Here is a 24,443-nt window from a genome sequence, read left to right as displayed (position 1 = left end):
GTTATTACCTCCTAGACTGCAATAGGTGCTTTTATATAAGGGTGACATTCATAATCGACGATTTCCAGGTCTTCATAATCAATATCGAACATGGATTTGTCACTGTTGACCCTGATCTCAGGTGCCTTGTAGCTGTCTCTTGAAAGCTGTGTCTTTACGGCATCCAGATGATTGCTGTATATGTGGGCGTCACCGAATGTGTGAACGAAATCCGCCGGTTCCAGATGACATTCCCTGGCGACCAGGTGGAGCAGGAGTGCATAGCTCGCAATATTGAACGGGACACCCAGGAAGACATCCGCGCTTCTCTGATACAGCTGAAGGCTGAGTTTTCCATCATTTACATAGAACTGGAAGAAAGCATGGCATGGCGGAAGGGCCATCGAATCGATTTCTGACGGATTCCATGCTGTGACGATGTGCCTTCGGGAATCAGGGTTGTCAATGATGCTGTCAACGACGTTTCTGAGCTGATCGGTGAACGCGCCGTCCGGCCCTTCCCATGCCCGCCACTGTCTGCCGTAGACATTGCCGAGATCACCGTATTTTTCTGCGAATTCATCTTCTTCCAGTATGCGTTTTTTGAACCTTTCCATCTCGTCCTTGTAGACAGTATTGAATGAAGGATCCTGCTGTGCACGGTTACCAAAATCCGTCATGTCAGGGCCTTCATATTCATCTGATTCGACCCATTTCTTAAAGGCCCATTCGTTCCATATATTGTTGTTGTACGCAAGGAGGAACCTGATGTTCGTATCCCCCCGGATGAACCAGACCAACTCGGTTGCAAGCATCTTGAACAATACTTTCTTCGTGGTCAGAAGCGGGAATCCTTCCCTCAGGTCAAACCGCAGCTGATGGCCGAAAATAGAATAGGTGCCTGTCCCGGTCCTGTCATCCTTATATTCCCCTTCGTTGAGTATTTTTTCAAGCAATCCGTGATAAGCTCTGTCAAAGTGATTCATGCAATCCCCTCTTTCTTTTTCCTGATTCTTTATATATAATTGATATGAATTCTTTATAGAAAATTATAATCATAACTGTCTGGAGAGTGGGCTTATGGAAATTATCATGGCGATCGGCCTCATACTGTTATCATTTTACATGGTTTCTATGTGCATATACGAGTAATCCATCCGTCGGATAAAAAACAGGAAAGGCTCAGCCTTTCCTGTTTTTTTTACTTATGAACAGTTCTGGTCGAAGCTTTCTTTGATATCCATCATGATATCTTCGATTTCCCTGCCTTCGATATGCTCACGTGGAATGAAGTGTACCAGGTCCCTGCCTTTGAATAATGCCATGGAAGGGCTGGATGGCACTTGACCGATATACTCACGCATCTTTTCTGTCGCTTCTTTGTCCTGGCCGGCGAAAACAGTCGCTTTTTTGGTCGGTTTGACCGGGTTCTGGTCGGCAACTGTGACGGCAGCCGGTCTGGCAAGTCCTGCTGCACAGCCGCATACACTGTTTACCACGACAAATGCAGTTTCATCATCACTGATGCCTTCCATGAACTGGTCTACGGACTCTCCGGTCGTCAAGTCTTCAAATGCCTGGTCTGTCAGTTCATCACGCATCGGCTGGGCCATCTCTTTCATATATGCTTCATAAGGATTCATATCTGTCAACGCTCCCTTTCCTGAATTTGTTTCCAGACGCTTCCAAGCGCCTCTTCACCCTGCTCTATCCTGGCGATCGCCATTTCAATCTGCAGTCTTACATCATACTGGCTGTCATCCTGGTGTGCCTTGAGATGGGGCAGGCTTTCTTCCGTGCCCAGTTCATAGATGAACATTGCAGCGCGCCAGCGCACAAGCGCACAATCGGACTTTTATCCCCGAGTGCCTGATACATGTCATCCAGGCCCTCAGAAAATCCAAGATCGCTGTATGCATCCCCGGCAGTACGTCTGACAGGCACGGATTTGTCGTTCAGGCCGGCCTTCAGGTACGGCAGGGTGCTTTTCTCTTCAATCATGGCAAGCAGACTGACGGCTTCCCTCCGCACCTGCATCTTTTCGTCTTCGAGTGCGAGTGCCAGGACTTTGTAGTCTGCCTTTGTCGGTGTTTCCATATGGTCAAGGAGCCACAGGCGTTCTTTCCAGTCCTCTTTGGACCTGAAGTCCTCTGTAGTGACTTTGAAATACCGCTTCGGTTCCGGTGTTCTTTTGGTTTTCGCCTCATCCACCAGACGTTCGAGCTGCTCTTCATTATAGAGGGCCCCGATCTCTTCGGAGACTTCGGTAAAGATCTCTTCCGGTCCACCGTAGCGGATACCGAAATCTTTCCATTTGCGCAGAAGAATGATGTTGTCTTCCGGCAGCGTCGCTTCAGTCACAGCTTCAGTAAAACGCTCCGGAAGTTGTCTTCGGTGTTCCTCGCCATCATTCAATTTGATCTGGTATGGAATGTTTTTGAAGGTGAGCACCTGGGTGGTGACCTCTCCGTATTTGGTATCTAATTCAAGTTTTTTTTTACATCTTCCGATCCGCCGGCAAATGTTTCTTCGATCTGTGGAATGAGCGTCTCCCAGTCCACTTTCGGAGATTTGTCGACCGAGATGAAATCGAGGGCGTGAAATACGCTTTTTACATCATCAAGTTCAAGGATGCGGTTGATGAAATCCGGTGCATCGTCTGAAACTTCCCTGTAAGTGGATGATTTCATTTCCGCCTTCTCTTCACTAACGGTAATTTTCATAGTGTTGGGGCTTGGTGTCGGTTCAATTCTTACAATTTCCATTATGATCCTCCTATTGCAGATTGTTGCCATGTGCCCGTATCTGTTTGCCTACGGAGCATTCATGTATACAGAAATTATGTGCAGTCGTCTTACTTCCCTGCTGCCTGTTGAGCATCTTCAGGATACAGTCACGACAGTATTTCTCTTCAAGATTGTTGATCTTATCCAAAACTTTGGTATTCACATTTCAACCTCCTGAACCAATTATACATAATCGGCACCCATAAAAAAAGGATGACCAGCCTGCTCACCCTTTTTTATGCCTGTATAAGGTATCCCTGGCGAGTTCATCCGCACGGCGGTTTTCGCGTCTCGGTTTCCAACTCACCAGGAACAGGTCAAATTGGTCAAGTTCAGCTTCAATTCTCCTGTAGTATTCCCTGAACACAGGATTTTTGACAAAGCCTCTGTCAAAACTGTCGGAGACCACTTTGGAATCCGTGTGTATGATGAGGGAGGTGAAACCGTGTTCCACTGCCTTTTCGACAGCAAACAGGAGCACGGCCCATTCCCCTTCATGGTTATCCATTTCCCCAAGGAAGACTGTGTACTCCAGGGCGGCCCCACCATCTTTGAATACCACTGCGCCCGCCGCCATTTTAGGGTTTTGTGACGCAGCAGCATCAATATATACCATCGTCATAGATCCAGTGTGCCCACATATCTGCTGCTGATGGTCAGATTATGGCCCTCCAGTACGGATTTGATGTGCCCGGGATTTACAGAAAGCGGTGATCTTGTCTCAACGAGGTTTATATCAACGGGGACATCCGTAATTATTCTTGCAAGTCTGAGCGACATATCGAGGGACGCTCTGTCCGCTTCGATCTTCGATTTGACAGAAGGAGTCAGACTGTCCAGGTTCAGGAGCAGCTGTTCTATGCTGCCATGTTCCCTGATCAGTTTGAGTGCAGTCTTCTCACCGATGCCCTTGACTCCGAAATAGCCGTCCCCGGGATCGCCCATGAGCGCCTTCACGTCTATGAACTGTTCGGGGTGTATACCGTACTGTGCTTCGAACAGGTCCTTCGTATACATATTGTACTCTGTAAAACCTTTCTTCGTCAGCCAGATGTCATTTGTACCATCCAGAAGCTGCAGCAGGTCACGGTCCCCGCTGACGATGATGAGATCATCATATTTCTTTGAAAGTGTGCCGATGATATCGTCTGCTTCATACCCACTGATTCCGGTCTGGCAGAATCCGATGTCATCAATGACTTCTTTTACATAGTCAAACTGGGGAATCAGTTCCTCGGGCGGTGCCGTGCGGTTCTTCTTATAATCTTTGAACCATTCATTGCGTATTGTCTCAGACCCCATATCCCACGTGATGATCATTCTTGAGGGCTTCAGTATTTCCAGGAGCTTGAGAGTATGTCTGATCATGCCCTGGGTGCCGTTCGTCGGTACTCCGGCTTCATTGATCATGAACTGGTTGCGGAAACTGGTTGCAAAGAAATGCCTGAACAAAAGAGCCATTCCGTCTATGACCAGCGTTTTATCACTATCCATATATTCTGCCCATCCTTTCATTCAGCCGGGTGTCTCCCGTTTCCACCGCGTTGTCACTGTCTGTAATCCATTCGGAAAAGCTCCCGCCATACAGTTTTACCGGCAGACGCATCTCATCCAGCAGTACGAACATCGGTGTTGCACTCATGCCGGAGCCGCAATACACGATGATTTCCCTGTATTTTTCGAGTTCTGTCCTCATGTATCGGAGGGCGCCGAAATCAATGACACCATCCTTATGGATTGTAGGCAGGGGTATGTTGATTGCGGAAGGAATATGCCCCTTCCTGCTGTCGATGGGCTCCTCGAGCCCGAGATACCTGTTCCGTGACCTGACATCGATCAGCAGTACATGAGGTCTGCCTGCTCTAGCCTGTACGTCTTCCATTGAACGGAATATGTCTTCAGACACTTCCCGGTTTCCCGCCTGTATGCTTACATCTTCAAGTGGCACTGCAGCAGCATCCCTGTCTGTTGTCAGACTCTCAAGCGCCTGCACGGAATCATTCCACAGGAAAACGTTGTGTCCGTATAGTCTGAACAGGTAGTACAGGCGTGTATGGAAAAAGCTGTTTTCATCTGCGAAAAGAATGATATCGTTAGTGCCGCCTCCGAGGGCATCATAAAGTGTATCGATCACCCCCGAATTTGGAATCGGATGTCTCCCGCCGTTCATACCGTCTTCGGTGAACATCCATGGAACCTGGCTGATATGGACGGAACCTTCCACCGGTGACTTCTCTATCCGTTCCACTGATGAGCTGTGATTATCCATGACGTTCCTGCAGTCGGCAAGTGTCAGTTTGCGTTTGCCCAGTTTGCCTGATGTTTTTGCATCAATAATCATAATGCTTCCACCTCCGTCGTCTGTCTGATTGTTTCAAGCAGCATTTTGTCCTCATCATGATCTTCCCTGCTTATTTCGGGAAGCGGTTCTGTGAGTGAGGCGAGTATAGCCGCCTTATTGTCTTTGGAAACCTCATCTTTAAGAGACATGTAGCGGCGGGACATGCCTTCCACATCAGATTTTACCGATTCATGGTCGATGGATTGTATCAGAGCTCTTGAAAGTTCCAGGAGTTCTTCTCTGAAGGCTTTCGTGCTACTGCGTGCCTGGTTCAGCGATTTGCCGTGGGATTCAAGGATGCCCGCATCTATTGCTGTTTCAAGCTGTTCCCCCTCCACAGAGGGATTGGCAAGGGTTTCGGCGGTATTCGCTTCTTTGAGCCGTTCGTTGAGCTGCCGGACAGACTGTTCGTATTCTGCGTCCGCTTTCCGGTATACGGCATTGAATGCAGTCGCCGCTTCCATGCTCAGGAACTGGTTGATTTCTCTTTTGAGCATCGCTTCATTTTTGGCCATGAACTTCCTGTCCGACATGTCGTGCACCGTGATGAGGCCTTTAAGGTGATCATAGAGTTTCAGTTCAAGCTGCCTGTCCATGTGGGACAGTATGATATCTGCTTCCTGGTCCAATAAAGGTACCATATCCATTGCTGTATGGTTTCTGAGCTCTTCTGTGAGCATCCGCCGTGTGCGTTCTATTTTTGCAATCTCTTCCTGCTGGTTGGCATATCTCCTGATATTGCTCTCAAGCGCCGCTTCAAGCTGTGCCTTTGTCTCTTCGAGGGAAGCTGTCTGGATTTTTGCGGCATTCTTTTCAGCCAACTCCATGATGCCTGCCTTCGCCGTGCTGAACCCTTCGTCACCGCCCTCGAGCGCCCGTTTGCTGGATAGAGGGAATATGACGTTTCTTAGCCCGAGCTGCCTGAGCGAGCCGGACATATAGTCGATCACTTTTTCCAGATCTTCTTCGGATTTCATCAGATCTACGGCATTGATGATGAATATGACCGGGAAATCATCGCCTTTGATGGACTGGATATACTTGAGGAAGCTCTCATCCGAACGGCTGAACACGTGGTTGTAGTAGGACACGTATATGATCAGGTCACTGCCTGCAATGATATTGTGTGTTTCCTTCGTGTGCCGCTGATTGATGGAGTTTATCCCCGGGGAGTCCACGATGCTAAACCTTTCAGTCAATTCGCCGGGAACCGAAAGCAGTGCCTTATGGATGAATATCGCATCATGATCCGAACCGATCTTGTAAATGAGTTCATCGGATGTTATTGGCAATGTCTGACCGAGATATGGCTTATAGGATTCGTAATTGTGATACACACCGTTTACGAACGGCACATGTGCCTCTGCTACTGTGTTGCGATAACGTTTCAGCCAGCCCATGTAGTCCGCTGTGGAACTGCCATCCTGATTTGTAATCACTTTCAGCGCGCCGGCGAGATCCTCTTCCCGTTTGTAGACGGCATAACTTTCACTGCCGCCATTTATCTCCGTGATTGCCGCAGTGGTCGGGTTCGGACTTGTTCTTAGTTTTGCCTCCCCCATCAGGGCATTGATGAAAGTCGTCTTGCCCGCACTGAAACCGCCGAAGATACTGATATTCACAAGGCCGCCGTCAATCCGGGCGAGCTTGTCTGTGAACACACGGCTGAACCTCTCGTGCCTCGGGTGTCCTTCGAGCAGTGCGCGCACCCTTCTGAACATCGATATATCCACTGCTGCCTCCTCTTCCACCTGATAATTGCCGGTGCTTTCGGATTCCCCGGCGCTGGCATTTTCGAAATCATGTTCAACGGGTTCCGCCAGATTCAATTTTTCCAGCTCGTCATCCATATGGATGTAGAAATGTCTGTAGTTGGCAGTCTCCAGTGATTCTTTCAGTTTCAGAAGACTTTTGATCTGCTCATAATCGGCGCGTTCGCCGGTGAGCTCCTCACTTCCGTGCATATCCTGTACATTGCCGGCCTCGAGTCTGCCGAGATGGTCCACCGCCTGATGTGAAACATCCTTTTCCACACTGCGTTTGAGCTTATCCAGATAATTGAGTATATAGGCATTGCTCAATGTAGTGATTTCCTCCTCATGAAGGAGGCCGCTCCCCCATCTGTACCTGAAGGGCGCCCCGGTCAGACCCAGCTCCCCGAAGAGTCCGTTGACGGGTGCGTCGATTTCTGTACCTATGACGGGAGTGATTGCTTCTTCTATGTCACGAAGGGTTCCATTGTACAGTGCCTCCTGCTTTTTCTTCCTGCCGAATAAACCGCCGGCACGTATATCGCCGGATATCACTTTGAGATAGTCGGTGATGGCGCTTTTCACCGGGTGCGGATACAGGTAGCTGTTTTTCGCTATATCCTTCGTGCGCTGTCTGACATAATCCGTCAGTGCGTCGGGATCTTCGTGAAGACCGGCAAGCGCATCGTTTTTAATTGCGTTTTCGAGATAGGCTATATGACTGTTGACCTCTTCGGCGGACTTCCCCTCCGCTGCGGGCTGTCTTTTGAAAATGTCACCGAGTTCACCGGCTATATACTGCATCTGCCTGTCCTCGATATTCGAAATGATGCGTTCGTGATAGTCTGCCTTGTATGCCTCATGTTTTCCTTCGATGCCGGTGATCAGGTTGATCAGTTCTGTAATTTCATTGTAGGGCGAGTCATAGATGGTTGTCGTGAATATTTCTTCAGGTTCTATCCTCCACTGTCCGAGCGTCGATTGGATCCTTGAGAGGAAGGTATCCATGGTCAGTTCGCTGTCGTCATGCTTGTCGACCTGATTGATCACAAGCGCAAAAGGAATGCCGAGGGCCGCGATGTCTCTGAGGAGCTTCAGGTTGTGTTCGCTCTCAACATGGTTGTATTCCACCGTGAAGAAGATATAGTCGCTGTTCAGGAGGAAACGGCTGGCACTCTCCTCGTGCCCCCGTGTACTGGAATCCACTCCGGGCGTATCCTGGAACACCGTGCGGTCTTGGAAGACAGGGTGTTTCACATCCATTTCTATTGATGTGATATCAAGATCTTTTGTGTTCAGATCCCGGAGCGCCGCGTAGTTTTCGAGCGGTATATATTTATACTGGTCGATGAAGGCCTTCATCTCTTCGGATTCACCGACCTGGACGGAGACGGTATTGCTTGTCGTCGGCACAGGGGACGACGGCAGGATCTTCTGGTCGAGCAGGTGGTTGATCAGGCTTGACTTGCCTGCAGAGTAATGTCCGATGAATGAGAACACAAGCTGGTCTTTGTATGTTTTCATGATTGCATGATCAATCTGTGAAACGAGTACATGATTGTTAGATTTGAGTATCTCTTTTTTCAGTTTGTATAATATCTCCAGTGTCGATGAATGCTTCACTCAGTCTTCAGCCCGCTTTCCCCAGTATTGGAAGAATGTCGTTTCGATGTAACCGTTGAACAGCTTTCTGCGTTTTGTCGCCTTTTTGCCTACAATATGCTCGAATTCTTTGTTGGATGTCATCAGGTAGACGCTCAGGGCAGGATTCGATTTCATCAGTTCTCCGACCCGACTGTACATGTCCTCGACAGCTTTTGCCTCCCCGATGCGCTCACCGTAAGGCGGGTTGGTCACCATCTGTACTGCTCCCTCCCTGGCTTTGAGGTGATGGATATCCTTCACCTCAAAACGGATGTTGTCATCCAGGCCAACCTCCATCGCATTGTCCCGTGCAATCTGGATCATGTGTTCATCTATGTCCGAGGCATATATTTCGGTTTCCCTGTCATAGAGGGCAGCCTCCTCGAGTTCCGTGCGTATTCTGCGCCATTCTTCCAGCGGAACTATATCCCATTTTTCCGAGTCGAATGTCCTGTTAGAACCGGGCGCAATATTGAGCGCGATCATTGCCGCCTCTATCACAATCGTACCCGAGCCCGCAAAGGGGTCGATGAGCGGCTTGGTGCCGTCATAGTTTGCAAGTTTCAGCATGGAAGCTGCGAGGGTCTCCTTGATCGGTGCTTCCCCCTGGCCGGTGCGGTAGCCACGGCGGTGAAGGGCGGGCCCACTGGTGTCGATGGTGAGGAGAGCGCGGTCCTTATGGATGGAGACATCAATTTTGTAGCGTGGGCCGCTCTCGGGGAGCTTGCCTTTGATGCTGAAATCATCTCTGAGATGCTCGACCACTGCCTTTTTTACAATACGCTGCACATCCGGCACACTGTAGAGTGTCGATTTGTGGGACCGGCCGGTCACTGGGAATTCTGCCCCGGGGCCGAGAATATCCGACCAGGGCAGGGCCTTGGTCTGCTCGAACAGTTCATCGAAAGTTTTCGCTTCAAAGTCTCCGATGATGATACGGATCCTGTCGGCGGTGCGCATCATCAAGTTGGTCCTGATGATCGCTTCTGCTCCCCCTTCAAAGAAGACTCTGCCGTTTTCGAGTGTGGTCTCGTATCCGAGCGATTCAATTTCATCCGCGACTACCCGTTCGAGTCCCATCGGTGTGTTTGCCAGTAATTTAAAAGTCATTAAATTACCCTCCCTGTGTGGTTTATGTAATATCAAAATTTGTAAAATAAAAGCTCTCCATACGTGATGGAGAGCGTCTCTAGTCCGGTGTCTCTATAAGCCATGTTCTGTACCGCTGTGCTGCGGGCGTGCACTAGCTACACTCGCACATTGGTGATAATCATCTGTCTATACTACTATCGTAATATCTTTCCTCGGGTTGAATTCCCGTTGGAAAGTGCTCCTACCTAATTTGGATTGCTCACTCGAGGGGTTTACCGCGTTCCACCTTCATGCATTTCTGCTGAAGCTCCGTCACTGTGGCACTTTTACAGTTACTAGGGCCATATGAATTCACACTTAGGCCGGTTCACAGCCGTCAGCCGTCTTAGACGGGCTGCCCTGACTTATTGTTTCGTCAGGCACGAACACTACGACCATCTCAGGATCGTGTGAGCATGGACTTTCCTCTATGCATCTTAGGAATGCATAGCGATTATCAGAAACACCGTGCTGGTTTCATGAATGATCTTCGGAAGATCAGTTCACTTTTGATTGGCCAAACACTTTCTTCTCCAGACTGCTCAATCTCTTGAGGATGTCTATCTGATGATTCTGGGTCTGGTTGTCAGCTGATCTTGATTTCGTTGCAACACGGATTCTTAGGTCCTCGACTTCTTTTTTCAGCCGGGCATTCTCTTCCTCCAGGCGCTTGAGATTGCTGTTCATATCAGCCATCTTCTGATAGTCACTGATCACATCATCGAGGAAACTATCCACTTCGAGGGGTTTGAACCCCCGGACGGACTTTTCGAATTCCTTCTCAAAAATATCCTTTGCTGACAATTTCAGCGTCTGTTCACTCATCGTCTCACCTCTCAACTGTCATATCTGGAATCTATGAAAGTATTGATTTCATCAAATTGTATTCTTTCAATATTATACGTATTATCCGCCTCGAATTCAAGTATTTCGTTGTATAAGAATCGTGTTTTGGACGGCGTCTCTTCATCATACACGATCATGGCCTGATCCGTATTCTCTATAAGGAACCGGTTGATCTGCCTGAACATTCCCGGATTTTCATAGGGTTTTTCGAAAATGAATCTGTGGAAATCGCATGCGGCCAGTATTTCCTTGAGAGCAATCTTTTCTTCATCCTTATACCTTTCATCAAAGTCATGGAATGGTTTCAGCACTGCCAGCCCGACACCATAATCCTCCTTGAGGTCAAGAATGCATTTTGCAGCATAGAGCTCTATGCCGGTGTACCCCTGTATGATGAACCATTCCGTTCCGGACTCCAGATATTCGCGGATCTTATGCCTCAAAAAATCCGTGAGGACTTCTTTTTTGGCATCGTTATCCTTGAATATGCCGAGCTCGTACGGGCGGTATCCCGCTATCAGTGTCTTCATGAAATGAGACCTTCCCTTTTGGCATGCTGCACCCACATATTTATGAACTTGGTCTTTTCTTTGTAGAGCTTTCTGCTGAACCGCCCGGCATGGCAGGCCATCAGAAGTTCCAGGAACTCTTCGACCACCTTCTGCCTTGTCACCGGGTCGAACCGCCCATCGGTTTCTATTTCCTCCATGTTATATACGAGGGTCTTGTTCGTCTCAAGAAACGGTGCGATTTCCGTTTCGAAGTCGAATTCGTACCCGTCCTTTGCCTTCCGGTACCGTGCATCCACTTCATCAAGCAGTGATGTGAGTGCATTGTAAGCTTCAATTCTTGACAAAAATGCCACACTCCCTATAATTATGATTGGTTTATTTCACTTATTTTATTGTATAATATTATAATATCATCATACAGAAATATGGAAGGCGATGTTAATGAAGTATCCTAAAGGTACGAGGCCCGGGAGGCAGAAAAAACCCGGTGCCGGCCGCAGTAAAGGCGGTGAAGTGCGCTACGGCTCAAGGGGCATGACGCTTGAGAAGGATCTGGACTTTGCAAACAGCTACTATCTGGAGCACGGCCGCGCGGTGATCCATAAGAAGCCGACACCCGTCCAGGTCGTAAACGTTGATTATCCTTCCAGAAACAAAGCCAAAATAAATGAAGCCTATTTCAAAGTACCGTCGACGAGTGACTACAATGGTCTCTACAAAGGGAAATATATCGATTTTGAAGCAAAGGAAACGAGAAATGAAACACGTTTCCCGTTCATCAACATCCATGAGCATCAGGTGCGCCATATGCACCAGTGCCATCTGCACGGGGGCATAGTTTTCATCATAATCAAATTCACACTCTATGATGAAACCTACATGATGCCTTTTGAAAAGTTCCTTCCCTACTGGGAAAGGTTTTTGGATGATGGAAGGAAGTCCATACGCTATACTGATATCAAAGAAGACAGCCTTTCTCTGAGCACAGGCATCAATCCGAGAATCGACTATCTTGCAGCCGTTGATGAATTTTATTTTGAGAATGGAGATTAGATAATGGATCAGAATAACTATAAAAGGACAGGCAGGCCGGGCCGGAAAAAAACGGCAGCAGGCCGGAAAAAGGATAAAGGGAAGATGTCCCGGTCGTCCCTCATCAAACGGATACTGCTTTGGGCGGTTCTGATTGGACTTGTGATGCTGGTGCTGGGTTCATTCCTCTTTGCCTATTATGCATCCAATGCCCCGGCATTCAGTGAAGAGAAGCTGAAAGATCCGATACCTGCGCGCGTATATGATAAGGATGACAATCTCGTCACCACACTGTACCAGGGTCAGAAAAGAGAACTCGTTGAGATAGATAATGTACCCGGACAGATGACGGATGCCGTACTTGCCATCGAGGACGACAGATTCTACGAGCACGGGGCGATAGATTTCTTCCGGCTTGGCGGTGCGGTGCTCAGCAACCTTTCGAACGGCTTCGGCAGCGAGGGAGCGAGTACGGTTACACAGCAGGTTGTCAAAAGGGCATTCCTGACAGCGGATAAGACAATCGAAAGGAAGGCCCAGGAGGCCTATCTTGCCTATCGTCTGGAGCAGGAATATTCCAAAGATGAAATACTCGAAATGTATTTGAACAAAATCTATTATTCCGACGGGATATACGGTATAAGGACTGCCAGCAATTACTATTTCGACAAGGAGCTGGAAGAGCTCAATCTGGCCGAATCAGCATATCTGGCCGGTCTGCCGCAGCTCCCTAACCGGTATAATCTCTATATAGATCCGGAACAGGGGACGAAACGGGCACATACAGTACTCTATCAGATGTTGAATCATGAAAGGATTACACAGGAGCAGTACGATGAAGCAATCAACACAGATATTACTGCAAATCTTGTTGCGCGCACCGAGGAAGAACGTGCGGATATTGAGCCGGAGGATCCGGAATATGCCTCCTATATCAATGTGATCAAGCAGGAACTGCAGAGGAATGAAAAATTCGAAGGTATGGAACTGTCCGAGGCGCTTGCAAGTGGACTCGATATCTATACAAATATGGATGCGGACATCCAGAGGCAGCTGCAGGGTATGGCGGACAACGAGGATTACTATTACAACCCTAAATTCCAGAGCGAGCATTTCAATCTTGCCTCCAGCATCCTGGATACAGAGACAGGAAACCTCGTCGCAGTCACAGGCGGGCGGGATTACAGGGAAGTTGTCAACCATAACCAGGCCCTGACACCGAAGAACGCCGGTTCCACCATGAAGCCTTTCCTTTCATACGGACCCGCGATTGAAAACATGGAATGGCGGACGGATCATAAGATTGAAGATGAGTATGAATACAGCCCCAAAGGACATGACAACACGATCTACAACTATGACATGCAGGACCACGGTGAAGTGACCATGCGTGATGCATTAAGGCAGAGTTTCAATATTCCAGCGGTCAAGACATTCGAAACAGTCAGGGACGAAGCCGGTGACAATGCGTCCGAGGAATTCGCCGGGAAGACGGGCCTTGATTACAGTGAGAAAGAGGATGGCAACTACTCACTATCGTTCAATGATGTCCTTGGCGGAAGCCAATCGACATTCAGCCCGATGCAGATGGCGGAGGCCTACTCCACTCTCGGCAACGGCGGCACCTATAATGAGGCACAGTCCATCCGCTATGTAGAGACCGATGAAGGAGAAACAATCGAATTTGAAAGCGAGTCGCGGCAGGCGATGGAGGACTACACGGCATATATGCTCACCGACATGCTCAAAGGGACATTTGAGTCATACGGAAGTGCCGATTATATCCAGATGGACGGGCTGAATATTGCCGGAAAGACGGGGACGACCTCCTACTCCAGGTCTGTCAGGGAAGAGCACAATCTGCCGGATAATGCAGCCAAAGATGCATGGATGGTCGGATATACTCCTGAGTATACTATGAGTGTCTGGACCGGTTTCACCGCCACGGAAGAAAATGGAGACACATCATTTGTCGGGCAGGATGAGCAGATCACGCCGCAATGGTTCTTCCGGGATATCATGCAGTCGATTTCGACGTATAACGGCCAGGATTTCAAGCGGCCGGACAGCGTAGTCGACATCTCCGGCGGAGAGCTGGCGGTCCGTGGCAGTGAAGAACTCCAAAGCTATCAGGACAGACAGGAAGAGCAGCGTGCAGAAGAGGAGCGCAGAGAGCGCCAGCAGCAACAGGCTGAAGAACGCGCACGAAGAGAAGCGGAACAGCAGCGTGAAGAGGAAGAGACTGAAGAGGAGACCACGGAGGAACCGACAGAAGAAGAGACTGCCGAAGAGGAAACTACCGAGGAGCCGACTGAGGAAGAGACCGAAGAGGAGACTACGGAGGAACCGACAGAAGAAGAAACCACCGAAGAGGAAACCACCGAGGAGCCGACACAGGAAGAAGCTACAGAAGAGTCGGAACCACAGGAAGAACCAACTGAAGAATCAGGCGACAGCGCCGCATAGACAAAACAGCGCCCCGGGTCAATTTGACCCGGGGCGCTGTTCTATCTTCTGGCATGGTATGAAGCGCTGCGTTTATTGAATTCATCATAAATGTTTTTCAGCTGGATGATGCTGTGGTACCGGCAGGGTCTTGCATCGATGTAGTCCATCCGTTCCCTGTAGTTGAGCGGGAGAATTGTCCCCGAATCTTGCGGTGCATCTGAAATGATTGTCCGTTTGATATGTTCCACGATTTCATTCCTGAACTGGTTGTATATTGTACGGTCGGGAGTTTTGGCGTTTTCAATCAGGCATTCATACATTTCTTCTATAGTCATTGGCTGGCTTTCGCTTTCATGCGCTTCTGCCCTTCCCGGCAGTCTTCCAGCAGCGGGCAGATATCACATTTGGGCGACCTTGACAGACAGTGGTAGCGTCCGAAGAAGATGAGCTGATGATGGGTTTTGCTCCATCTTTCAGAGGGGATCTTTTTCATCAATGTCCGTTCGACTTCGAGCACGGAATCTTTGTAGCGGGCGACACCAAGGCGTTTTGTCACCCGTTCAACATGTGTGTCCACTGCAATCCTCGGTGCATCAAATGCTACTGACAGTACGACGTTGGCAGTTTTCCGCCCTACTCCGGCGAGGCTCACCAGATCATCATAATTGCCCGGTATTTCGCCGTCATAGCGGTTGATGAGATCACGGCACAGTTTCTGGATGTTTTTTGCTTTGTTGCGGAACAGACCTATGGACCTGATGTCATTTTCAAGTTCTGCGAGCTCCACCATCAGAAAGTCTTCAGGTGTCTTATACTTTTTGAACAGCTCCCGTGTCACTCTGTTGACAAGATTGTCGGTGCATTGGGCCGAGAGCAGCACTGCAATGGTCAGCTCGAAAGAGTTTTTGTGGATGAGTTCACATTCCGCGTCCGGGAACATCATGTCGATCTTATCAATCATTTCCATCGTTTTTTTGGCACTAATCAAATACATCTTCTCCTTCCAGCCAGGAACGGACCGGCATTCTCTTATGGGCGCCCTGCTCTTCTTTTCTGTTGTCGGTACTGTTCAATATGCGTTCAACATATTGGAGCGACGTTACCTGGTTCTGATAGGCAATATCTATTGCTTCCTTGATTTTTTCAGGAGTGTGACCTGAATCATCCAGCCAGCTGTTCATACGCTGAAATTCATTCGGACTGATTACCCTGCCGTAAAGCCGTTCCACATACTCGAACAGTTCCCTGATCTCCGACTGGTCCTTCTTTTTATCTTCAATACCGGTATCCAGAGCCTTGATAAGCTTATTGAACAGGGGGTCCAGATTGAAACGTTCGATGAACTTGCCCTGGTCCTTTACAGTCTCCACTTCAATCAGGCCTTTTTGTATAAGGTTTTCCATGATCTTCGAAATATCATTTTCCGACATCGTTGTGTGGGCAGAAAGTGTCTTGAAATCCGGCAGCTGATCAGAGGTATCATGAATGTCCATCAGGCGTATAAGGACGACGAGTGTGCGTTCATCCACTCCCAGGGTGCCGTATTTGTCTATCAGGATTTTATTTACAGGTACATTGATATAATGCATATATCTTTCAAGCATATTTGTATCTCCTTATGAAAAATATCGCCCGGAGGCGATATTTTAAATTATGGATAAAGACGGTTCAACAGACGCGGGAATGGTGCTGTTTCCCTGACATGCTGAACACCGCTCAGCCACGCAACGGTTCTCTCAAGGCCCAGTCCGAAACCGGAGTGCGGTACGCTTCCGTATTTGCGGAGGTCCAGGTACCATTCATATGCGGCAAGGTCCAGACCATTGTCTACAATCTTCTGTTTGAGTGTGTCATAATCATGTATCCTCTGGCTGCCGCCGATTACTTCTCCGTAGCCTTCAGGAGCAATCAGATCTGCGCACAGCACTGTCCGTGGGTCCTCCGGATTCTCTTCCATGTAGAAGGACTTTATCTCTTTCGGATAGTTCACGATGAATACGGGAAGATCGAAATGATTTGCGATTTCCGTTTCATGCGGCGCGCCGAAGTCCTCACCCCACTCGATATCATCAAAGCCCTTTTCCTTGAGCAGTTCAATCGCATCCGTATATGTGATGCGCGGGAACGGCGCCTTTATCTTTTCGAGGACGGAGGTATCACGGCCGAGTGCCTCAAGGTCGAGCATGCAGTGTTCAAGTACATCCGTAACAAGATATTCCACATACTCCTCCTGTACTTTGAGACTGTCTTCGTGGTTGTAGAACGCCATTTCAGGTTCAATCATCCAGAATTCGATCAGATGTCTTCGCGTCTTCGATTTTTCCGCACGGAATGTCGGGCCGAATGAAAAGACTTTGCCATGGGCCATAGCTGCCGCTTCAGCATAGAGCTGGCCGCTCTGTGACAGGAAAGCATCCTCTTCGAAGTATTTTGTGTGGAACAGTTCGGTTGTGCCTTCCGGTGAACTGCTGGTCAGAATAGGCGGGTCGATTTTCTTATAGCCGTTTTCAAAGAAGAAGTTGTAAGTGCTTCTGATGATCTGGTTCCTGACATTCATCACCGCATGCTGTTTGCGGGATCTCAGCCACAGATGGCGGTTGTCCATGAGGAATTCAGGTCCGTGATTCTTGGGAGTGATCGGGTAGCCTTCCGCTTCATGGATGATCTCGATGCCGGAGACTTCCATTTCGTATCCAAAGGAAGAGCGCTCATCGGATTTGATCGTGCCTGTTACATACATGGATGTTTCCTGGTTCAGCCCCTTCGCTGCAGCGAAGAGTTCTTCATCTGAGGCTTTGACTACAACAGCCTGCATGAAGCCGGTACCATCCCTCAACTGGAGAAATTGTATTTTCCCGCTTCCGCGCTTTTGAAGCAGCCAGCATCCGATTGTAACCTCCGTGCCTTCATATTGGGGTACCTGGTTTATTGAAATCTTCATATCTGTTTTTAAGCTCCTTCTGTTCTCTGTAATACAAATTTTCTGATGCGTTCAAGCGCTTCATTCATATCTTCGATGCTCAAAGAGTAGCTGAGCCTGATATTATCCGGAGATCCGAATCCGGAGCCTGGAACGACAGCCACGTAAACCTCTTCCAGGACTGCATTCACAAATGCATCCACTGAATCGAATCCACAGCGTTCCGCACATTCACTGAAATTCGGGAACAGATAGAATGCGCCCTGCGGTTTTATACACGTAATGTAAGGGATTTCCATCAGTTTCTCATAGGCTGCATCCCGTCGTTCATGGAAGGTGCGGTTATATTCACGTGTGAATGAATCATCCATTTCATATGCGGCTATCGCTGCCCACTGTGACGGCGTCACCGGATTTGATGTGGAATGGCTGGTCAGGTCGGTCATTGCTTTGACGACTCCACTGTTGCCGCAGCAGTATCCGATTCTCCACCCTGTCATTGCATGGGATTTACTTACACCGTTGATGACGAAAGTATTCTCCTTCATCCTGTTGCTCAATGAAGCAATGGAAATATGTTCGCTGTCATAGACGAGCGTTTCATATATTTCATCCGCCACCACGATGAGATCCTTCTCTTCGATATATGCTGCCAGTGCCTCAAGCTCTTCACGGGTATAGACCATACCGCTCGGATTGCTTGGCGAGTTGAGCAGCAGCATGCGGGTCTTATCGGTGAGGAACCCGTCGATGATTTCGGGTGTCACCTTGAAGGAGGTGGATTCGTCTGTCGGCATGATGACAGGATTGCCTCCGGCCAGTTTCACCTGCTCTGTGTAGCTTACCCAGTAAGGTACCGGTATGATCACTTCATCACCCGGGTTCAAAGTGGCCTGGAACAGGTTGTAGAGTACATGTTTTGCACCATTGCCGACGAATACTTCGGAAGGTTCATATACAAGTCCGTGATCCTTCTCCATCTTATTGATGATTGCACTTTTAAGCTCGGGTATCCCTGCTGCTGCAGTATATTTGGTCTTGCCCGCTTTCAGTGATTCATACGCCTTGTCGATGATTTCATCCGGAGTGTTGAAGTCAGGCTCTCCTGCCCCAAGACCGATGACATCTACACCCTGTGCTTTGAGATCCCTGGACTTGGCAGTGATCGCGAGCGTCTGACTCGGGGTTACATTTTTAATACGATCTGAGATTTGCATGTTCCTTCTCCTTTTATGTTGATATGGTCATTATAAATCACGCAGAAGCCCTTTGAAAGTCTCCTGTGGGCCGTGGATGATATTTTCCTCGGGAAAATACTTAAGAAATGCATTTTTATAGTTCCTGGTCAGGATCCGCCTGTCAAATAACAGCACCAGACCTTTGTCGGATGGCTGCCTGTGTACCCTCCCCGCAATCTGGCGGAATGAGAAAACAGCCTCTGGCAGGTCAGTCTTATAGAAGTTTTTAAATCCTTTGTCCGTCGGGACAGGAAAAGGCAGTTTGGTCAGCATCAGACATTTGGTGCCGGCACTTTCCATGTTTATCCCTTCATTGAAGCTTGATGTTCCGAGGAGCAGACATTTATCAAGCTGGTTGAACTGTGCAAGAAGTTTTTCGGGAGTGCTTGTACGGGATTGCCTCAATACAGGGTAATCCTCGAACAGCTGGACATCCTCGGTGTATTCGGCCACCTTGTCGAGCAGTTCATAGTTTGAAAAAAGCACCATGAGTTTGCTGTCCGTCTCGCTCAGATAGACTGAAATATAATCGACAAGTGCCAATATGAACCGGTCATCGTCCACATCATAATCAGGTATGTCTTCAGGGATGAAAAGCTTGGTATTTTCAAAAAGTGCCGGATTGCTGATGATCTGCGACCCGTACGGCAGATCACCGAACCAGTAGGTGAGATGTCCGAAGCCGCCGTTTACTTCGAGTGTCCCGGACAGAAGTACTGTCGAGGACAGATCTTTCACCCGGCTCTCAAGGACTGTTTGTCTGTCGTCCCTGATGAATATTTTGGTTTTCTGGAAATTGTCATCCCTGCCGATGGTATAACGGCCCTTCTCCAGCCCGGTTTTCAAAAGTGAAAGCATCCCCTGGTAGTGGTGCATATGATTGTAGAGTATCTGATAGTTGTTGGTGCCGCGGATCGCACCGAGAAATGTTTCTGTATATTTCAGCCCGCCTTTGATGTGGAGAAGTGCCTCCTCCATATTCCCTGCGGTAAACGAACCGAACAGCCGGTCGATATTCTGATTGAGATGCTTCAGTATATCTTCCAGCAGATATACTGCGGTTTCGTTGTTGTCGGCCATATAGGTATGCAGCAGACGCTCCTGGGAGGCCATACCGATCTGTCCGATGAAAAATTTCATACCCTGGTAACTATAGACAGATTTCATTCTGTCATCAAGCACATTTTTAAGCTGGTGCGCTTCATCGACCAGCACTGAATCTATACCGATGACATAGTCAAGGCAATCGGGGAGGAAATGATGGTTTGTGATGATTATTGACGAATTCCGGGCTTTATCAAGCGCACGCTCAAAATAAGGGTGTGCCCCCCCTTCTCCCGCCTGGATGGCCATCGTCCTGTAATACGCCCTCTCGGGCCCTTTGAGATGGATTTCAGACAAATCCCCGGTTTCGGTGTCGAGGAGCCACACCAGCAATTTCATCTTGAGGTAGATGATTTCTGTGTTCTCGTCTTCAAGTGAAAGCAGGAGTTCAAATGCTTCCAGGTTGAGATAATTATCCCTGCCCTTGAGGTCTGCAGCAGAAATATCCAATCCGCATGCCTCTTTGAGAGTGGCAAGGTCCTCGGTGATGATCTGTTTCTGGAGTATTTTTCTGCTGGTTGAAATCAGTGTCTTTGTGCCGTACATGGAATAATAGCTTATGCCTGCAAGGAGGAAAGCGACAGTCTTACCGAGCCCTGTATAGGCTTCCAGAGCAAGGTGGTTCTTTGTTTCAAACGCCCCGAATATCCTGTTTGCGAGCATCAGCTGGTCTTCCCGGTAATCATTTCCGGTATGATCTATATACCTGCTGTACAGTTCCCCTACTTCCACCGGGGGGAGAGCCTCTTGTACATCTTGCTGTTTTCTCATATGGACGGATCCCCGTTTTTCAAGATCCCCGGAGAGGTTGTCATCCGATTCTGCCAGGGTCAGAAAAAGAATATCCGACAGATTATGCTTCAGTGGCTTTGAGAGATGGTACAACTGCTTCAGTGTTTCAGTGTTCATCGATGTGATGATTTCCTGCAATCTGATGAGAAGTTCTGCAGTCGCCCGTGCATCCTCATCTGCCCGGTGGGCGTTTGAAAGTGTTATGCCGATGGACTGGGCAATTTCATTCAGCTGGAACTTTTCAAGGGTCGGCATGAATATTTTAGAAAGTTCAACGGTATCGATCTTATAGCGGGGTTCATATCTTATGCCCCTTTGTTCCAGTGCACTTTTCAGAAAACCGTAGTCGAATTCGACATTATGTGCAGTAAAGACGCATCCGTCAAGGAGGGAGACAACCTCATCTGCAACATCACGGAATTTGGGCGCACCTTTGAGCATGTGGGGTTCTATATTGGTAAGCTCCCTTATGAAAGGACTGATTTCAGTATCATCAGAGAGAAAAGTGGTGTACTGGTCAGTAATTTTAAAATTTTCAACAAAGACGATACTCAGTTGTATGATATTGTCCCTATTCTTATTATTTCCGGTTGTTTCCAAGTCTATGACAGCAAATCTCTCTGTAAACATACAATCACCAATTTCTACTATAGTTCAACATCTGCACTGATTACTTTTCTTATATTACCGTCGTCGTCCAGAACTTCAAGAAAGCCGGCCTCAGTTATGCCGAGTGCACGGCCATGGAAGGTCCCGCCGGATTCAGTAATACGCAGCTGCCGGCCGAAGATGACCGATTTCTCTATCCAGGTCTCCCGGATGCGGGAAAATGGTTCGCTTAAAAATCTATTATAGTACATTTCAATGTTGCCCATGAATGTTTTCATGAATAAATCCAGGTCCATGTGTACATGAGTTCCGGCAGCCTCCTCAACCGAGATGGCGGTCGGAATCTTCCCGACAGTTTCGTCCTTGAAGATATTGATGCCGATGCCGCATACGATTGCATTGATGATTCCGGATTCGCTGACTACTTCGGTAAGGAACCCGCAGACTTTTTTCCCGTGAATGTAAATATCATTCGGCCACTTTATGCCTGTTTCAACACCGAAAGCTTCATCGATGGATTCCGCAATTGCCAGTGAGATGAAAAGATTGAAACGGATGATATCAGAAATCGGTATATCCGGCCGGAGCACAAGAGATATGTATACACCCGTCCTGCCCGGAGAATCCCAACGTCTGTCAAAGCGTCCCCGTCCCTCTGTCTGTTCTTCAGCAACCACGACGAAAGTATCGTTCGATTCAGGCAGCATACTGAAGGCTTCCTTCTGTGTGGAAGGAGTTGTTTTGAAATATTCCACACGGTCGAAAAGGGAGGACTGGCTGATGAGCATTGAAAGTGCGGTTGGGTTTACATATGTCGGTGAATTTTTGAGATGATAGCCTTTGTTTGTGACCGATTCTATAGAATAGCCCTCCTCTTTCAGGACTTTTATACTCTTCCAGACTGAGGTCCGGGATACGCCGAGCATATCTGCGATATTCTGACCCGATATGAATCGCTCCCGGTCAAGTAAACTCAATATTTCCTTCTTTAAATTTGACATGCATGTCCATCCATTCAAGTATTTTTGTTTTTTCATTGGGAAGCAGATTGAAAAGGATCTCATGTTCCAAAGCCGCAAGAACTTCCCTGATCCATCGGCCTCCGCGCGCTTCAAAATAGCGCATCAATTCTCTGCCGTCTATATCAATATCCGATATGTGCTGTATGGGAAGTGATGGCTTCATTTCCAGTGCTTCGCCGAGAATGTTGCTCCATTCCAGCTTTCTGGAAAATCGGTTGGTGTCCACCAGTTTCCTGACATTTTCAAGTGTATCATAATTGTAATTGTAGGAGATGGTTTTAACCTGTCTGTCATATTCAAGATCCCTGAAGACGGAGACGATTTCCTTCACCTCATTTTTCTCGGCGTTGGAAAGCTTCAGGTCGGGAGCATACTCCATCAGAGATTCGTTCAAATAGATCTGAAGGCCCATGCCGGTGATGAAAGAAAAAGTGTTAGTTGACATAAAAGTGTTATCGTCAACTTCTCTGATGAACGGAAGGTTCCTTTTTATACCGGTTCGGACCATCAGTGATTTGACGCCATCCATGTGTCCGCCGGAAAATGTCTTCTTCAGTTCCACCAGTGAACGTTCCACGGCGACATGTCGAAGGTGACCGGCATGGCGTTCCATTGCCTGCACGGTTTCGTGGTCAATTGTGAAGCCGAGCTGTGCTTTGAAACGGACTGCCCTCAGAATTCTGAGGGCGTCCTCGTCAAAGCGTTCATCCGGCGGGCCGACTGTAGTGATAGACCTGCTTTTAATCGCTTCAAGGCCTGCATAAGGATCTATCACATTGAATTCGCTGTCCATGGCCATTGCATTCATGGTGAAATCGCGGCGCTCAAGATCCCCGGCCAGTTCTTTTGTAAAAGCGACCGAGTCCGGGCGTCTATGATCTGTATATTCCGACTCGACCCGGAAGGTGGTAACTTCAAACGGTCTGCCGGATAGGACCACAATCACAGTTCCATGTTCTATGCCCACATCAACTGTGTTTTCAAACAATGATTCCACCTCTTCGGGCAGGGCATCAGTCGTAATGTCGACATCATTGATTTCACGGCCCATCTTATGATCCCTCACACACCCGCCTACGAAATACGCCTCGAAGCCAGCTCCCTGCAGACGTTCCAGTATCTTTTTTCCAGTAATGAACAGATCATCCATGTTCCATGTCTCCCGTCAGCCTCTTGTACAGAGCTTCATATTCTTCGATTATTACATCAGTCCGGAACCTGATACTGATATCCTCAATCATTAGTTGCTGCATTGACTCATATCTTTTTGGATCCTCAAGCAGGCCGGTGATTTTCTCTGCAGCAGCATTGTAATCACCCACTTCGACAATGAGACCGGTCGCCTCATCCCTGATGACTTCGGAAATGCCGCCGGCCGTCGAGCCGACGGGAACGGAGCCGCAGTGCATCGCTTCAAGCAGTGCCAGTCCAAAGCTTTCCTTCTGACTGAGAAGCAGGAAGATATCGCTCATCATATAGAATGATCTTACATCAGTCTGCTGTCCCGCCAAAATCACTGAATTTTCGATATCGAGTGCTTTAATGAGGTGCCGGATGCTGTTTGTTTCAGGTCCGTCACCGATCAGGACCAGCACAGCATCCATCTGTTCCTGCACTATGCTGAATGTCCGTACAATATCATCGATACGCTTGATTTTCCGGAAATTTGAAGTATGCATGAGTACTTTGGTATGTTCAGCTATGCCGTATCTCTTTTTCATCCTTGCGGCAGTCTCTTCTCTGTCAGCAGTGTTGAAATAAGTTTCATCCACAAAATTATAAATGGTCTCTATGGACTTGTCAGGGCCGATCAGTTCATGGGTCTCCTGTGTCAGGCTGTCGGAAACGGCGGTGACCGCATCAGAGCCTTCTATTCCGAAACGAATGGCATTGACAAGGGACATATCGTGGCCGAGCACGGTAATATCCGTTCCGTGCAGCGTTGTCACGATGCGCACATCACGCCCCGACATCTGCCGGGCAAGAATTCCGCAGACCGCATGGGGGACGGCATAATGCATATGGATCAGATCCAGCCCGTATTGGGTGATGACTTCGGAAATCTTACTCGCCAGGGTGATATCATACGGCGGGTATTTGAACACACTGTAATCAGTGATATCGGTCTGATGGATATGGATATTGGGATGGCTGGTGTTCAGCCTGAACGGAATGTTTGATGTGATGAAATGCACCTCGTGACCTTTTTCCGCCAGTTTGATGCCGAGTTCCGTTGCAATGATCCCGCTGCCGCCTACGCTTGGATAGCATGTTATTCCTATTTTCAT

The 24,443-nt window shown here is 48.3% G+C and carries 22 protein-coding genes, 1 other RNA gene and 1 pseudogene; 2 read left to right on the top strand and 22 right to left on the bottom strand.

What is annotated here, in order from left to right:
• Positions 1-11: 11 nt before the first annotated feature.
• The 13 genes and pseudogenes from C792_RS0108120 to C792_RS0108065 all read right to left on the bottom strand — a co-directional run bounded on the left by C792_RS0108120 (position 12) and on the right by C792_RS0108065 (position 11,343).
• Positions 12-965, bottom strand: a complete 954-nt coding sequence (locus C792_RS0108120) for a thymidylate synthase (protein WP_017548971.1) — start codon at positions 963-965, stop codon at positions 12-14.
• 219 nt (positions 966-1,184) lie between these two features.
• Entirely contained in the window at positions 1,185-1,622 is a 438-nt protein-coding gene (locus tag C792_RS0108115) for a BrxA/BrxB family bacilliredoxin (RefSeq protein ID WP_026090292.1), read from the bottom strand.
• Between the two features lie 5 nt (positions 1,623-1,627).
• Positions 1,628-2,744, bottom strand: a pseudogene (locus C792_RS14410) (conserved virulence factor C family protein).
• 10 nt (positions 2,745-2,754) lie between these two features.
• On the bottom strand, positions 2,755-2,928 hold the full coding sequence (locus tag C792_RS14770; protein WP_017548969.1) for a zinc-finger domain-containing protein: 174 nt from the start codon (positions 2,926-2,928) through the stop codon (positions 2,755-2,757).
• A 63-nt stretch (positions 2,929-2,991) separates the two neighbouring features.
• Positions 2,992-3,381 (bottom strand): ribonuclease HI family protein, encoded by a 390-nt coding sequence (locus tag C792_RS0108100; protein ID WP_245537531.1) that lies wholly within the window; start codon positions 3,379-3,381, stop codon positions 2,992-2,994.
• Positions 3,382-3,383: 2 nt separating this feature from the next.
• Positions 3,384-4,259, bottom strand: a complete 876-nt coding sequence (locus C792_RS0108095) for a 5'-3' exonuclease (RefSeq protein WP_040608833.1) — start codon at positions 4,257-4,259, stop codon at positions 3,384-3,386.
• Positions 4,252-5,106, bottom strand: coding sequence for a sulfurtransferase (locus C792_RS0108090; protein ID WP_017548966.1), 855 nt, complete (start codon positions 5,104-5,106; stop codon positions 4,252-4,254). The genes C792_RS0108095 and C792_RS0108090 overlap by 8 nt, the downstream gene beginning before the upstream one ends.
• A complete protein-coding gene (locus C792_RS0108085) occupies positions 5,103-8,480 on the bottom strand; it encodes a dynamin family protein (RefSeq protein ID WP_017548965.1) in 3,378 nt (1,125 codons plus the stop codon). The genes C792_RS0108090 and C792_RS0108085 overlap by 4 nt, the downstream gene beginning before the upstream one ends.
• The gene (locus tag C792_RS0108080; RefSeq protein WP_017548964.1) at positions 8,481-9,611 is read right to left on the bottom strand and encodes a THUMP domain-containing class I SAM-dependent RNA methyltransferase; all 1,131 of its coding nucleotides are present in this window, start codon (positions 9,609-9,611) and stop codon (positions 8,481-8,483) included. It lies immediately after the preceding gene.
• 91 nt (positions 9,612-9,702) lie between these two features.
• An RNA gene (gene rnpB / locus C792_RS14765) (RNase P RNA component class B) lies at positions 9,703-10,098 on the bottom strand.
• A 32-nt stretch (positions 10,099-10,130) separates the two neighbouring features.
• Positions 10,131-10,457 carry a cell division regulator GpsB gene (gene gpsB, locus C792_RS0108075; RefSeq protein WP_017548963.1) on the bottom strand — a complete coding sequence of 109 codons (327 nt, stop codon included), beginning with the start codon at positions 10,455-10,457 and terminating at the stop codon, positions 10,131-10,133.
• Positions 10,458-10,468: 11 nt separating this feature from the next.
• Positions 10,469-11,008, bottom strand: a complete 540-nt coding sequence (locus C792_RS0108070; protein ID WP_017548962.1) for an SLOG family protein — start codon at positions 11,006-11,008, stop codon at positions 10,469-10,471.
• A complete protein-coding gene (locus C792_RS0108065; RefSeq protein ID WP_425413716.1) occupies positions 11,005-11,343 on the bottom strand; it encodes a hypothetical protein in 339 nt (112 codons plus the stop codon). The genes C792_RS0108070 and C792_RS0108065 overlap by 4 nt, the downstream gene beginning before the upstream one ends.
• Before the next feature lie 82 nt (positions 11,344-11,425).
• On the opposite strand from C792_RS0108065, the gene recU reads away from it, so the two are divergent.
• A complete protein-coding gene (gene recU, locus C792_RS0108060; protein WP_026090290.1) occupies positions 11,426-12,043 on the top strand; it encodes a Holliday junction resolvase RecU in 618 nt (205 codons plus the stop codon).
• 3 nt (positions 12,044-12,046) lie between these two features.
• Positions 12,047-14,488: a transglycosylase domain-containing protein gene (locus tag C792_RS0108055; RefSeq protein WP_040608781.1), complete on the top strand. Its 2,442-nt coding sequence runs from the start codon at positions 12,047-12,049 to the stop codon at positions 14,486-14,488.
• A 41-nt stretch (positions 14,489-14,529) separates the two neighbouring features.
• On the opposite strand, the gene C792_RS0108050 is transcribed toward C792_RS0108055, so the two are convergent.
• Genes C792_RS0108050 through bshA form a run of 9 tightly spaced genes read right to left on the bottom strand, consistent with a single transcriptional unit; the run spans position 14,530 to position 24,443 of the window.
• Positions 14,530-14,805 carry a YpoC family protein gene (locus C792_RS0108050; protein WP_017548959.1) on the bottom strand — a complete coding sequence of 92 codons (276 nt, stop codon included), beginning with the start codon at positions 14,803-14,805 and terminating at the stop codon, positions 14,530-14,532.
• Positions 14,802-15,458, bottom strand: a complete 657-nt coding sequence (gene nth / locus C792_RS0108045) for an endonuclease III (RefSeq protein WP_017548958.1) — start codon at positions 15,456-15,458, stop codon at positions 14,802-14,804. The genes C792_RS0108050 and nth overlap by 4 nt, the downstream gene beginning before the upstream one ends.
• Positions 15,451-16,074 (bottom strand): DnaD domain protein, encoded by a 624-nt coding sequence (locus tag C792_RS0108040; protein WP_017548957.1) that lies wholly within the window; start codon positions 16,072-16,074, stop codon positions 15,451-15,453. The genes nth and C792_RS0108040 overlap by 8 nt, the downstream gene beginning before the upstream one ends.
• 47 nt (positions 16,075-16,121) lie before the next feature.
• On the bottom strand, positions 16,122-17,411 hold the full coding sequence (gene asnS, locus C792_RS0108035) for an asparagine--tRNA ligase (RefSeq protein ID WP_017548956.1): 1,290 nt from the start codon (positions 17,409-17,411) through the stop codon (positions 16,122-16,124).
• A gap of 8 nt (positions 17,412-17,419) precedes the next feature.
• A complete protein-coding gene (locus C792_RS0108030; RefSeq protein ID WP_017548955.1) occupies positions 17,420-18,607 on the bottom strand; it encodes a pyridoxal phosphate-dependent aminotransferase in 1,188 nt (395 codons plus the stop codon).
• Positions 18,608-18,637: 30 nt separating this feature from the next.
• Positions 18,638-21,154 (bottom strand): helicase C-terminal domain-containing protein, encoded by a 2,517-nt coding sequence (locus tag C792_RS0108025; protein ID WP_017548954.1) that lies wholly within the window; start codon positions 21,152-21,154, stop codon positions 18,638-18,640.
• Positions 21,155-21,171: 17 nt separating this feature from the next.
• The gene (locus C792_RS0108020) at positions 21,172-22,110 is read right to left on the bottom strand and encodes a biotin--[acetyl-CoA-carboxylase] ligase (protein ID WP_245537530.1); all 939 of its coding nucleotides are present in this window, start codon (positions 22,108-22,110) and stop codon (positions 21,172-21,174) included.
• Positions 22,097-23,305 (bottom strand): CCA tRNA nucleotidyltransferase, encoded by a 1,209-nt coding sequence (locus C792_RS0108015; RefSeq protein WP_017548952.1) that lies wholly within the window; start codon positions 23,303-23,305, stop codon positions 22,097-22,099. Before C792_RS0108015 ends, C792_RS0108020 begins: the two co-directional genes overlap by 14 nt.
• Complete coding sequence (gene bshA / locus C792_RS0108010) at positions 23,298-24,443, bottom strand: N-acetyl-alpha-D-glucosaminyl L-malate synthase BshA (RefSeq protein WP_017548951.1); 1,146 nt, start codon at positions 24,441-24,443, stop codon at positions 23,298-23,300. The genes C792_RS0108015 and bshA overlap by 8 nt, the downstream gene beginning before the upstream one ends.

Source organism: Salinicoccus carnicancri Crm (assembly GCF_000330705.1).
Taxonomy (GTDB): Bacteria; Bacillota; Bacilli; order Staphylococcales; family Salinicoccaceae; genus Salinicoccus; species Salinicoccus carnicancri.
The sequence above is the reverse complement of the archived record's forward strand: the minus strand, read 5'-3'. Positions and strand labels throughout refer to the sequence as shown.